Origin of the sequence: Mesorhizobium sp. M5C.F.Ca.ET.164.01.1.1 (assembly GCF_004792125.1) — a bacterium.
In the GTDB taxonomy this organism is placed as follows: Bacteria; Pseudomonadota; Alphaproteobacteria; order Rhizobiales; family Rhizobiaceae; genus Mesorhizobium; species Mesorhizobium wenxiniae.
On the sequence record NZ_SRTG01000477.1, the window covers coordinates 1 to 301 of the forward strand.

Annotated in this window: 1 protein-coding gene; it reads right to left on the bottom strand. The window is 59.8% G+C overall.

The window, feature by feature from the left end; translation table 11 throughout:
* A partial coding sequence (locus tag EN807_RS34355; protein ID WP_135938079.1) for a LuxR C-terminal-related transcriptional regulator occupies window positions 1-301 on the bottom strand: 301 nt, incomplete at both ends.

The following is a 301-nucleotide window of genomic DNA, read 5'->3' on the forward strand; positions in this document are numbered from 1 at the left end:
CTTGTCGTAAAGATTCTTGAGGTGGTACTTCACCGTATTCTCGGAAATCCCGGTCCGTGTCGCGATCTGCAGGTTGGTCCAGCCGTCGGAAAGCACCGCCAGCAGCTCGCGCTCGCGCACGGTGAGCTGCGACAAGGGCGTGTCGTTGACCTTGTTGATGTCGATATAGGGGATGCAGATGCGGCCGTGCGCGACCGCCAGGATGGTCTCGAAGATGATCGGCGGGTCGTCGAACTGGAAGCAATAGCCTTGGGCTCCAAGCCGCACGCACTGCTTCAGGATGCCGATGTCGTGGTCGTTG